General features: G+C 64.6%; 9 protein-coding genes and 1 pseudogene. 2 read left to right on the top strand and 8 right to left on the bottom strand.

Annotation, left to right across the window (positions count from 1 at the left end; all coding sequences use genetic code 11):
• Positions 1–7 precede the first annotated feature (7 nt).
• Positions 8–1,453 (top strand): NAD(P)/FAD-dependent oxidoreductase, encoded by a 1,446-nt coding sequence (locus OK351_RS00050; protein ID WP_265155274.1) that lies wholly within the window; start codon positions 8–10, stop codon positions 1,451–1,453.
• 13 nt (positions 1,454–1,466) lie between these two features.
• Here OK351_RS00050 and OK351_RS00045 read toward each other — a convergent pair whose 3' ends face one another.
• From OK351_RS00045 to OK351_RS00035, 3 genes are read right to left on the bottom strand one after another with little or no spacing between them, the layout of a single operon-like run.
• On the bottom strand, positions 1,467–2,585 hold the full coding sequence (locus OK351_RS00045) for a CDP-glycerol glycerophosphotransferase family protein (RefSeq protein WP_265155272.1): 1,119 nt from the start codon (positions 2,583–2,585) through the stop codon (positions 1,467–1,469).
• A 28-nt stretch (positions 2,586–2,613) separates the two neighbouring features.
• Positions 2,614–3,639: a metal ABC transporter solute-binding protein, Zn/Mn family gene (locus OK351_RS00040; protein WP_265155271.1), complete on the bottom strand. Its 1,026-nt coding sequence runs from the start codon at positions 3,637–3,639 to the stop codon at positions 2,614–2,616.
• Positions 3,640–3,675: 36 nt separating this feature from the next.
• Positions 3,676–4,965: a YibE/F family protein gene (locus OK351_RS00035; RefSeq protein WP_265155270.1), complete on the bottom strand. Its 1,290-nt coding sequence runs from the start codon at positions 4,963–4,965 to the stop codon at positions 3,676–3,678.
• 162 nt (positions 4,966–5,127) lie between these two features.
• On the opposite strand from OK351_RS00035, the gene OK351_RS00030 reads away from it, so the two are divergent.
• Positions 5,128–6,369, top strand: a complete 1,242-nt coding sequence (locus OK351_RS00030; protein WP_265155269.1) for a CPBP family intramembrane glutamic endopeptidase — start codon at positions 5,128–5,130, stop codon at positions 6,367–6,369.
• Positions 6,370–6,420: 51 nt separating this feature from the next.
• Here the strand turns inward: OK351_RS00030 and OK351_RS00025 are convergent, their stop codons facing one another.
• From OK351_RS00025 to OK351_RS00005, 5 genes and pseudogenes are all read right to left on the bottom strand, one after another.
• A complete protein-coding gene (locus OK351_RS00025; protein WP_265155268.1) occupies positions 6,421–7,557 on the bottom strand; it encodes a baeRF2 domain-containing protein in 1,137 nt (378 codons plus the stop codon).
• 182 nt (positions 7,558–7,739) lie between these two features.
• Entirely contained in the window at positions 7,740–8,849 is a 1,110-nt protein-coding gene (locus tag OK351_RS00020; protein WP_265155267.1) for an oxidoreductase, read from the bottom strand.
• Positions 8,850–8,922: 73 nt separating this feature from the next.
• Positions 8,923–10,290 (bottom strand): magnesium transporter, encoded by a 1,368-nt coding sequence (gene mgtE, locus OK351_RS00015; protein WP_371931356.1) that lies wholly within the window; start codon positions 10,288–10,290, stop codon positions 8,923–8,925.
• Positions 10,291–10,717: 427 nt separating this feature from the next.
• Positions 10,718–12,127: an L-serine ammonia-lyase gene (locus OK351_RS00010; RefSeq protein ID WP_265155265.1), complete on the bottom strand. Its 1,410-nt coding sequence runs from the start codon at positions 12,125–12,127 to the stop codon at positions 10,718–10,720.
• A gap of 181 nt (positions 12,128–12,308) precedes the next feature.
• A pseudogene (locus OK351_RS00005) lies at positions 12,309–12,529 on the bottom strand (serine hydroxymethyltransferase); the annotation flags it as partial.

The following is a 12,529-nucleotide window of genomic DNA, read 5'->3' as shown; positions in this document are numbered from 1 at the left end:
AGAACGCATGGCCAGCAGCAGCCCCACCACCTTCGACCGGCATGAAGCGCGTATCGATGCCCGGCTCATCACCGACGCGCTCGCCGGGGCCACCCACACCAGCTACTGGCTCGAGCACAACGACCGCCCCGCCGCCCGGCCGGCGCTGCACGGCGTGGTGGACACCGACCTGCTGGTCATCGGCGGTGGCTACACCGGATTGTGGACCGCGTTGCAGGCCAAGGAACGCGAACCGCACCGCGAGGTCATCCTGATCGAGGCCCAGCGCATCGGCTGGGCTGCATCCGGGCGCAACGGCGGGTTCTGCGAAGCCTCCCTGGTGCATGGCGAGGCCAATGGGGCCAACCACCTTCCCGGGGAAAACCAGCGGCTATCCGAACTGGGCGCGCAGAACCTCGATGAGCTCCAGGCGACCATCGAACGCTATGCCATGGATGTGGACTTCATCCGCGAGGGTGTACTCACCGTGGCCACCGAGGACCACCAGGTGGCGTGGGTGGCCGAGGAAGCCGGGACCGACGGTGTCGAGTTCCTGGACCGTCCGCAGGTGCGCAAGATGGTCGATTCCCCGGACTTCCTGGCTGGCAGCTGGGACCACGATTCCTGCGCCCTTCTCCACCCGGCCAAGCTGGCCTGGGAATTGGCCCGCGTCTGTAGCGAACTCGGGGTGCGGATCCATGAACACACCCAGGGGCTGGAATTGGGTGAAGAGGGGTCATCCCTTCAGGTGCTGACCGCCGATGGTCGGATTCGCGCCCGCCAGGTCGCGCTGGCCACGAATGTGTTCCCCTCACTGCTCAAGAGGCACCGCAGCCGGATCATTCCGGTCTACGATTACGCGCTGATGACCGAACCGCTAACCGCTGCCCAGCGTGAAGCGATCGGTTGGGATCGGATGGTGGGCCTGGCGGATCTGAACAACCGGTTCCACTACGCGCGGCCCACCATCGATGACGCGGGCGGCTTCCGGATCCTCTACGGCGGGTACGACGCGGTCTACCATTTCGGCGGCAACGTCCGGTCCAGCTACGATTCGAACACCGCGACCTTTCGGAAGCTGGCCGCCCATTTCCTCGGCAGTTTCCCGCAGTTGCAGCAGGTGCGCTTCTCCCATGCCTGGGGCGGCGCCATCGACACCTGTTCACGGTTCTTCTCGTTCTTCGACCTGTCCCACGGCGGGCGAGTGGCCTATTGCGCAGGATTCACCGGCCTCGGGGTCGGGGCCACACGTTTCGGGGCCAAGGTCATGCTCGACCTGCTGTCCGGGCAGCAGACCGAACTGACCGGCCTGCAGATGGTCCGCAGCAAACCGATTCCCTTTCCACCCGAACCGGCCGCATGGCTGGGTGTCAACCTGATGACCAGCCATCTGGTCCGTGCCGATCGCCAGCAGGGCCGGCGTTCGGCCTTCCTGAAATCCATGGACAGGATCGGGATGGGATTCGACTCCTGAGCCGACCCGACGGCTATTCTTCCCCGCAGACCAGCCGGCGCAGCAGTTCGGTGGCCTCACCCGCTGCGGTGGTGGCGAAGAAGTACCGGGCCAGCTCACCTTGGACGGTACTGCCGGTAGCCGCCAGGGCCAGGACCCGTTCGGCCAGGTCCGTGCAGTCCGCCAGTTGCTGGCTGGCCGGCAACCGTTTGGTCAGTTCGCATTCCTCGGTGCCCGCAAGCAGCAGCGGGATGTTCAACGCCAACGCGTCATAGGCCATCGCCGAGATATCGCAGATCACCACATCGCTGTCGGCCAGGGATTGGCCCGCATCGTCCACCGGGTCAAGTAGTGCCGCGTACTTGCGCCGCAGCGAGGCGATCAGTTTCGCCATGGCCGCCGAGCTGCCCCCGGTTTTCGGGTGCGGCCTGAAACGCACATCGATGCGCTCATCGGCGCAGAGGCCTGCCAGGATGTCTTCCCCATGGGCCAGTAGCGAGGAATACCCCATGGCCTTGGAGTCCCCTTCCCAGGTCGGCGCGTACAGCACCCGCACCCGTCCCCGGCCGGGGCTGGCCGTGACGGCATCGAGTTGCGGCCGCCCGATGGGTACCAGCTTCCCCGCATCGAAGCGCGCAATACCCCGGCCGATCCGCTCGAGGGCCGCTGCTCCCGCCACCGCGACCTGGTCATAGGCCTTGAGCTGGTTGGAGACCATGGAGGACTTCTCGCTCTCGCCATGGTTCAGGTGGATATGCCGTGGACCGTTGAAACGGAGCATGGTGAAGTTCGCCTGCGCGTTGTTGACGTAGCAGATGGCCCGGGTCCCGGCGCTACGCAACCGGTGTTCGACCTGTTCCATGTTCCTGGAGTAGAACACCGGCAGGGTGGTCTTCTCCAGCAGTGCGGTGGCGGTCAGCGCGTTCATCACCACGATCCCCACCCGGTGGCCTGCGGCGGCCAGGCGTTCGAAGGGTGCCAGCCAGACTTCCAGCTGATAGATCTGGCTGGGGGGCTCGGAGAAGAACAGGACCGTCTCGGCCGTGTGCAGCTCACGCCGGTGGTGCGCGATCCTGCGTTCGAGCCCGGGCTCGGCGGCCAAGGCCCGGGCACGGGCCACGGCGAGGGAAAGTTGTCTGGAGATCAGCGACATATTCCCAGTTTACGGATCCCCCGGGCCGCTAGTGCCCCATGACCTCGGACAGCGCGTTGATGTGCCCGGCCATCCACTGCACGTAGTGCTGGTCGGTGTCCATGGTCTCGGCGAACTCTACCACCGGCACCGAGCCGGCTTCGGCCGTGGCGCGGATGGAGATGCTGTCGGCACCTTCGGTCTGGATGTTGTAGGCCAGCAGGTCGATCGAACCGGAGGCCAAGGCGTCATTGAGCTGTTTGAGGATCTGCGGTGGGATATCCGAACCGGATTCCACGGCGGCACTGAGCCCCTCCGGGGTGGCATCCACCATGCCGGCGTCAACCAGCAGGTGGTACGGCACCGGCTCGGTCATGGCAAAGCTCCGCCCCTGAAGCCCAGCGGATTCCAGCTGACCGGCCAACTGCTCGATCTGGGCCGCGAATTCTCCGGCATTGGCCTCGAACACGTCGGCATGTTCCGGGTCCAAGGCCGCAAATTGCTCGGCCAGTTCCCCTGCCAGTGCACTCATCGATTCGAGGTCGAACCAGATGTGCTCGTTGTAGCCGGCGTGGTCGTGGCCCTCATGCCCCTCTTCGTCATGGTCGTGACCCTCATGGACATGGTCTTCCCCGGCATGCTGGTGGTCGGTGGAGTCCTGGGCATGATCGGACTCACCGGGCACCGGGGAGGAATCAACGGCGTACACGGTCTGGGCCCGGCTGTCCTCGGGCAGCGAGGACACCAATTGGGTCATGAAGTCGTCATAGCCCCCGCCATTGGCCAGGACCAACTGCGCATTGGAGACAGCCAATTTATCCCGCGCACTTGGCTCGTAGGAATGCGGATCCTGCGCCGTGGAGGAAATGATCTCGGTGGCCTGGACGTGCTCGCCACCGATGCTCTGGGCAATATCCCGGTAGACATTGGTGGTTGCCACCACCTCGATACCTGCCCCGTCCCCGGGGTCCTCGGAGCCCGACTGCAGCTGGGCTGCACCTTGCGTGCACCCGGCCAGGACCAGCGCCGTGAGGGGCAGGGCCAGTATCGACAGGGCAAGACGGCGGGACTTCATAGGCGGGACTCCATTCCAGCTGATCACTAATGAGAACTATTCTACATTGATATGAGAATCATTCACAACAGCGCGTGATGCCGCACGTCGCCCGGTCCGTACCGGCCGGGTTCCATGGGCGCCTCCGGTACCGGTGGCCTTCACCACCACTACCGCGATCAGGGTGGTGACCGGGATGGCCAGGACCAGGCCGATCGATCCGATCAGGATACGGATCACTTCCTCGGCCATGGACCCGGTGGTCAGCGTGTTGCCGAAACTCTGGTCGCTCATCGCGGCAATCGCCAGGATCGGCAGTGCGGCACCGGCATAGGCGAAGGCGATGGTGTAGACCGTCGAAGCGATGTGGTCCCGCCCGATGCGCATCCCCTTGAAGAACAGGTCCCGGGCCGTGGCGTGCGGCGCGGTCTCGGCCAGCTCCCACACGGTGGCGGACTGGGTAATGGTCACGTCGTTGAGCACACCCATCCCACCGATCAGCAACCCGCAGATCAACAGCCCGGTCAGCGAGACCTGGGGCGCCACCGTGGACAGGGTCATGGCATGTTCATCGGTGGCTCCGGTCAGCGCCGCCGAATCGGTCAGCCATACCGCCAACCAGGCGGTGACCGCCAGTCCGAACAACGTTCCCAACAACGCCGTGGAGGTTTTCGCGTTCAGGCCGTGGGCGAAATACAAGGCCCCGAACATGATCACGGTTGATCCGGTCAATGCCACCAGCACCGGGTTCTGCCCCTCCAGCAGCGCCGGGATCATGAACGCCATCATGAAGGCCACACCTCCGAACAGGCCGATCAGGGCACGGCCACCACGCCACCCGGCCACCAGCACCACCACCACGGCGTAGGCGATGGCAAGCAGGAGCATCGGGGTGGTGCGCACGAAGTCCACGAAGATATAGGGGACCCCTTCACCGGTCACCTGGGACAGGTCCAGGAACCGCACTTGGTCACCGGCCTTGACCTCCCGGGAGCTGAGGGTCTCGGGAGGGACCTCCAACTGGATTTCCGCACCGCCATGGGCGGGCATCACGTAGGTCACCGGGCATTCCAGCTCCCGTCCGCCATACTCGTCCAGCCCCGCACTGGAGGGGCAGATCTCCACCTCGGTCCGGGTGACCGTCCCGGTGGACATGTTCACCCCTTCGCTGGTTTCCATGGGATTGTTCAACGCGAAACGGTCGTAGTTTCCCTGCGGCCACAGCGCAATGACCATGACCATGGCGATGATCCCCACCGGGGCCAGCAACGCCCACAAGATGATCGAGGCCCGCTGACGGCGTTTGGGATCCTGCAGGATCGGGGAATGATCGTGATGATGGCCCAAGAGCCCACCTACTCCTTCAGGGTCGGGGTCGCAACAGTCGCTACCGACCCAGTTTAGCCACGAATACCGAGGCCGCCAGCAACACACCACCCTTGCGGACGACCCCCGATATCGTCCCAAAGGTTCATGGGAAATCGGCGGCGCAGGGGTGAGAATTACTGTATGAGCCAATCGTTGCCGTTCCCTCCCGACCAGCCCCGACATTGGCCGCAGGACGCCGAAACCCCGACCGGAGAACCGCGTTTCGCCTATCATCGGCTGATGCGCCGCGATCCGGCGTACCGCTGGTGGCGTCCATTGGCCCTCGGCAGTACGGCCCTGGGCTTCTACCTGGTCCTGTTGGTGGTGCTCGTGGTGGCCATGGTCATCATGCTCATGACCAGCCCGTCCATGTGGATGAACTCGGATGCCAGCAGCGCCCTGGAAACCGCCGAGAGCCTGGATATGACCGATCCCTCGGAATTCATCCTCACAATGCTTTCGCTGATCATCCTGATCCCGGCCTGTTTCGTCGCCTACCTGCTGCTTGGCCCCAAACCCGTGGGCCTGCTCTGGTCCGTGCTGGGCAAACTGCGTTTCAAGTGGCTGGGCATCGCCACGCTGGCCTCGCTGATCGTCTACATCATCTATTTCGGGATCAGCTTCGCCCTGCAGGCCGCCGGGGTTATCGAAGCCGAGAAGGTCCCGGCCGAGAGCATCCCCGATTCGCCGCTGCTGATGATCGTGCTGGTGCTGACGCTGGTACCGTTCCAGGCCGCCGCCGAGGAGTACCTGTTCCGCGGCCTGCTGATGCAAACGATCGGCAGCTGGCTCAGGCACCCGCTGTTCGCGATCCTGCTGCCCATTCCCTTGTTCGTGATCGGGCACCTGTATGACGTGTACGGGCAAATCGATGTGGCGGTCTTCGCGCTGGCGGCCGGATACCTGACCTGGCGTACTGGCGGACTGGAAGCGGCCATTGGCCTGCATGTTGTCAACAACGTGGTGTTGTTCCTGCTGGGCAGCGTCGGCCTGCTGGACATGAACGCCACCGGTTCCACCCTGGGCAGCCTGATCTCCTCGGTCTGCCTCACCGCCGTGGTCACCTTCCTGATGGTGCGCCTGGCCATCCGTTTCAACGTCGAACGGACCGCTGGACCGGCCCCGCTGCCGCCACGTACGCAGTACCTCGTTCCATGGCCGGCCCCGCAGCATCCGGGCTACCAGCAGCCTCCTGGCACCCAGGCGCCCTACGGCTACTACCAGCCACAGCAGCAGCCGACACCCCCGCCACCGGGACACCCCACCGGTGCCTACTGGTCGCCTCCCCCGGGCCCGGTGCCACCTGCCGCAGCACAACCGGATCCCGGTCCGGCCCTGGCCGACCGGCCCGATACGGACCGGGATCCGCAGGACCGGAGCTAGGCAAAAGGCGTGAGCATTATGCTCACGCCTTCATGCGTGTCCCGACCGGGGCTATCCGGCGTTGCGTGGCCAGCGCAGCAACGCCGCGATGCCCACCCCGTCGGGTAGCAGCCCATCCGGTACATACCGGATGGTGGCATCGGTCAAAGCGGTGGCCCGTAACAACACCTCAGGGGCCGGCCACTGCCCGATCACCGCTTCGGCGTGGTTCGGGTCATCCTCGGCGGCAAGCCACGGTTCGGCGTTCAGCGCCCGCAGGGTGTGCTCGTCCTGGTACTGGCTGACCAGCACGATCTCGGCCTGGGCTTGCTGCAGCGCCTGGACGACCTGCTCGATACCCAACGCCAGATGGCTCTTGGAATTTCCGTTCTGCGCCGCCACCTTGTCGGAGAGCTCCTGCAGATCCATGGCCGTGACGTTGTCCACCAGTTTGCGGATCTCCGCATCCTGCGCCTTCCTGTCGCCACCCCCGGAGCGGTTATTCGCATCGAGCATGGCCACCAACGGCTTGAGCGAGGTATGCACCAGGTCGCTGACCAGTTCCCGGGACTTGACGTCCCCGGAGATCACGATCAGCCGCACATAGGTTTCGCTGGCCATCTCGCGGATCAGTTCGGCCACTTCCTCCGCGTTCCGCCGCGCCATCTCCTCGGCCGCGGACTGGTTCTTCGGCTGGTCGTATTCCCCGGGCACCTTGCGCGCCACATGGGTTTCCTCCGGCAGCCCCACGATCCCGCGGCTGGCCACCCGTTCGGGTGAGGTGGTGTTGTACAGGTGCACCTCCCCGCCGTCACGGCCCACCTCGGCCACCAGGTAGGAGAATGCCCCACCGCGGGCGCGGGCCAGGGAAACGAAGTTCGGGAACGGGCCCACATCCACGCTGGTGTGTTCCACCTTCAACCCGGGGATCAGTTCATTGAGCACCACTTGTCCCTCATGCACGGCCACACAGCGTGCCACCGGCGCCCTTAGTCCTTCGGCGGGGGTCAGCGCCTCGGTCATGGCGGCGATATCACGCGCGTCCGCCTGCTGGCTTTTGAGTGTTTTTGCCACCTCTGCAGGTAGCTGGTCTGCGGCTTCCTGTGCCGCGGTCGTTCCCAGTGAAGCATCTGCCAGGACAGTGCTCCAAGAGCCGGTCTTCCGATAAAGCGAAGCGTCGATTCCATTAGAATCCGCGCGCAGTGCCATGCTGACTCCCTTCCGCACGCGACCTTGATGCCGCGCAGCGACTAGATCCGTGTGACTAACCTAACACCCCAAGTGGATACCCGGAAGAGGTATCCGCCGATGAGACGCCATCATGACAGTCTGCCCCTGCTTAACAGCAAAAGGCACCGCGGATACGAAGTTCTGCGGTGCCTTTCAGGCTGTTACCAGCGCCCTCGCCAATAGTGCGGCGGGTAGGCTTTCTCCGCTCCGAGCCGCTCGGCGGCCCGGTTGGCCCACTGCGGGTCCCCCAGGGCCGCCCGTCCGATGCTGACCCCGTCTGCTTGCCCGGTGACCAGTACCTGTTCGGCCTGCACGGCCTGGGTGATTCCTCCCACGGCCGTCACGAAGGCATCTGCGGGCAGTGATTGTTTCACCGCGGCGGCCAACGGGATCTGGTAGCCGGGTCCACTGGGGCCACGGAACGGGCCAATGCCCGCACTGGAGAGGTCGAAGGCCCGGATGCCCTGGTCATAGAGTTCACCGGCCAGCCTCACTGTCTCGGCGATACCCCAACCGCCCTGGACCCAGTCCTCACCCGAAAGCCGGATGCCCAGCACCTTCTGCGCGGGCCAGACCTCGCTGATGGCGGCAAGAGCCTCCTTGAGGTATCGGGTGCGGTTTTCGTAGCTTCCCCCGTACTCGTCGGTACGCCGGTTCGATAGCGGCGAAAGGAACTGGTGGATCAGGTAGCCGTGGGCGCCATGGATCTGGATCGCATCAAAACCCGCCTGGTCGGCGCGTTGCGCGGCTGCGGCCCAATCCCGGAGGGAACGTTGGATTTGCTCCCGGGTCATGGACTCGGCCGGTGCCAGCCCGTAGAGTTCCGAATCCGAGGAGGTCACGGTCTGCCATCCGCCGTCGGACCGCGGGATACTGCCGGACCGTCCCTGGCCCGCTTCCCCCGGAAGCCAGGCGTAGGTCGAGGCCTTGGCCCCGGCGTGGGCCAACTGGATCGATATCCTGGCACCGTGCCCATGCACGTAGTCCACGATCCCGGCCCAGGCCTGCTCCTGTTCGGTGTTCCAGATCCCCACGTCCTTGTCCGAGATCCGGCCTTCCGCGGCTACCGCGGTCGCCTCGGTATGCAACAGGGAGAATCCGCCATGGGCCATGGATCCCAGGTGGACCAGCTGCCAGGAGTGCGGGATACCGTCGCGGGCTTCCACCGCGTACTGGCACATCGGGGCGAGCACAGCCCGGTTGCGTAGCGTCAGGCCGTCTCCGCGGCGGGTGGGGATGGTAACAGGGGAAAAGAGTTTGCTTTGAGCCATATCCTGTATGACGTACCGGACCGGGTGGTTTATTCCCGGGCACACCCTTCGGCACCTGCCCGCATCCCGATGGTTATCCGCCGAAGGCGTTCAGCACGCTCATCGCGACGCTGAAGTAGACCACCAGACCGGCGGCATCCACGAAGGTGGAAATGAACGGATTGGAGAAGACCGCCGGGTCCACCTTGAGCATTTTGCCGATCAGCGGCATGATCCCGCCGACACCGGCGGCAATGGTGCACAAGGCCAACAACGTGCAGCCGATAATCAGACCCATCTGCGGCCCGAAGACCAGGGAGGCGATCGCGAATCCGAGCGCTCCCAGGCCCAGCCCCAAAATGGCGCCGACCCGCACCTCGCGCCACAGCACCCGTGCAAAATCGGCGGAGCGCACATCACCCATGGCAATGGCCCGGGTGACCGTGGTCGCGGCCTGGTTGCCGGTGTTCCCGCCGATGCCGACCACCAACGGGATGAACAGGCTCAGCAGCACCATGGATTCCAGGGTTTCCTCGAAGCTGGAGAGTACCTGCACAGTCAGCGTCGCCCCGATGCCCAGGATCAGCAGCCAGACCAGCCGCGAGCGGACCAACAAGCGGATGGGGGTGTTCAGGTAGGGCCGGCGCAGCGGCTCGGCACCGGAGCTTCGGGCCGAGCGCTCTTCCTCCTCCTGCTCCAGCAACCGGATCGCGTCGTCAACAGTGAGTACCCCGACCAGTCGGCCCTCCAGGTCCAGTACCGGCATCACCATGACTCGGGTGTCGATGATCCGGCGTGCCGCAGTGGCCACCGGGGTGTTGGCACTGACCGTGTAGGCTTCCTGGACCAGCTCGCCGATCGGCGTGTTCCCCTCGGCACCCATGAGTTCACGCAGGCTGACCACACCGAGTAGTCGCTTGGCCCCATCGGTGACCATGATGGTGTAGATACTTTCGGCATTGTCCAGCTGTCGACGGATCCGGCCCAGGGTCTGTTCCACGCTTAATCCGGGATGGGTGGTGACGAAGTTGGGGCTCATCACGTGCCCCACCACGCCGGAGGTGTAGCCGAGCAAGACGTTGGTTTCGCGGCGTTCGCGGGCGCCCAGCCCCTTGAGCAGGTTGGCGGCCACCCGGGCGGGCAGTTCGTCAAGCAGGGCCACCCGGTCATCCGGGTCCATGGCGGCGAAGACCTCGGTTACCGGTGTTCCCTGCAGGGAGTCGAGCAGGTCGGCCTGCATCGGTGGATCAAGCAGTTCGAAGACAACCAGCGCCCGGTCCTTGGGCAGCATCCGGTAGGTGATGGCCGCCAGATGTTGCGGCAGGCTTTCGAGCTGGTCGAGGATCTCCGGGATTTCCAGGGTCTCCAGCAGCTGTGCGAGATCCGCCATGGCGCGCTCATCCAGGGCACGGCGGATCAGGCGGGAAGTAGTGGAGAAGTCCACCTTCTGGGGAGTGTTCACGGGCATCAGTCCAAACGCGTTTCGGGACGCGCACAGCCGTGGAGTTCAGGTATTCGACCAGGGCTCGGCACCAAAAACCGGTGCTCAGGTCCGGGGGATTAATCCACCATTATTTACGGCTCGCGTCAGATAAGGGATGAAACGTCGCGAACCCGTGACATGTCTACACGACCGCATGGCCGGGAATTCGGCCGGCGGTTCAGGAAGAAAGGGCGGGGGTTCGCGTGGTGATAGATCGACTTGGTCCGTCTTCCATGCGGTTCACCCCCTCGATACGGCAGGATCCATGATCCTGCGAATGTGTACACCTTTAGTTCTACCATCGAACCGCTCAATTCCCGAATCCGCGCCCATGCCGCAGGGTCGGGTGTTAAACGCAGCGGGGTGGCGGACACCAGTCCCCCACCCCGGCAAAACTCCTAGCCGATCAGCATTCAACCACGTTGACCGCCAGGCCGCCCATGGCGGTTTCCTTGTACTTGTCGCTCATGTCCTTGCCTGTTTCGCGCATCGTGATGATCACTTCGTCCAGTGTCACATGGTGTTGCCCGTCGCCCATCAACGCCATCTTGGCGGCGTTAACGGCCTTGGAGGCGGCAATCGCGTTGCGTTCGATACACGGGATCTGCACCAGGCCCCCGATCGGGTCGCAGGTCAATCCGAGGTTGTGTTCCATGGCGATCTCCGCCGCGTTCTCGACCTGGGCCGGGGTCCCGCCGAGCACCTCGGCCAAGCCGCCGGCGGCCATCGAGGAGGCCGAACCGACTTCACCCTGGCAGCCGACCTCGGCGCCCGAGATGGAGGCCTGTTCCTTGTACAGGACGCCGACGGCCCCGGCGGTGAGCAGGAACTTGACCACGGCCTCGTTCCGTTCCTCCTCGTTCCAGAACTTGGCTCCCGGTGCGTAGTGGGTGGCGTAGAAAAGGACGGCCGGGATGATTCCGGCAGCGCCATTGGTCGGGGCGGTGACCACGCGCCCTCCGGAGGCGTTTTCCTCGTTGACTGCCAGGGCCACGAGGTTGATCCATTCCTGCCAGTAGACCGGATCGCGGTCCTTGTCTTCCTTGCGCAACCGTTCATGCCATTCCGGGGCGCGGCGGCGCACATTCAGTCCGCCGGGTAGCACCCCGGTGCGTTCCAGCGCTGAGTCCTTGCACTGTTCCATGACCTGGTAGATGTGTACCAGTCCGGCATGGATTTCTTCGCGGGTACGCCAGGTTTCCTCGTTGGCCATCATGATCTCGGCGAACGACTTGCCGGTTTCGGCGCTGTAATCCAGCAGCTGCTCGGCGGTGGTGAACGGGTAGGGAACGGACTTGGCCTTTTCCTCCAGGCTTTTTTCCACCCGTTCCTCGGCCCCGTCCTTGACGATGAAGCCACCACCCACCGAGTAGTAGGTTTCCTCCAGCAGTGTATTTCCGGCCGCATCGACGGCGGCGAACTTCACGCCATTGGTGTGCCGCGGAAGAATCGTGAGCGGGTGCTGGATCATGTCGGGCACCGCGTAGCTGATATCCTTGCGTGCTCCGAGCTGGTCGGCCAGGCGCAGCGGGCCGCCGTCCTCGATATCGGCCAGTCGTTCATCGACCTGGGAGGGCAGGATGCTCTCCGGTTCGAAGCCTTCCAGGCCCAGCAGGATCGCGGTGAAGGTGCCGTGGCCACGTCCGGTGGCGGCTAGCGACCCGTAGACGTCGACCTTCAGGCTCTCCAGGTCTTCAAGCACTCCCCGTTTGAGCACATGGGCTATGAAGGCGTGTGCGGCACGCATAGGTCCTACGGTGTGGCTGGACGATGGGCCGATACCCACGGAGAACAAGTCGAAGACACTGATGGCCATCGCAAATCACTTCCTTCGGTGTTGCCTGTGGCTCACGGTGGAGCCTGTGTGGTTGCTACTTCGGTACCCCGGTCGGGGTCGGTGCTCAGGGTTGTTAAAAGGGGCTGGAGAGACACGAAGGGCCCGGGAAGCACACGGCGGCGCACTTCCCGGACCCTTCATTCAGGGTCTGCCTGGGTGCCTACTTGGCGACCTGTGGCAGTTCCGGGTACAGCGGGTGGGCTGCGGCCAACGAGAGCACGCGGTCCTTCAGCCCGGCCAAAGCGGCGGTGTCACCGTCCGCGCCGGCAATCAACGCCTGCGCAATCACCTCAGCCACCTCGGCAAACGCCTCCACCGAGAAACCACGCGTCGCCAACGCCGGAGTACCAATACGCAACCCACTGGTCACCATCGGCGGAC

It is taken from the genome of Glutamicibacter sp. MNS18 (assembly GCF_026107515.2).
GTDB lineage: Bacteria > Actinomycetota > Actinomycetes > Actinomycetales > Micrococcaceae > Glutamicibacter.
This window is presented reverse-complemented; position numbering and strand designations above follow the sequence as displayed.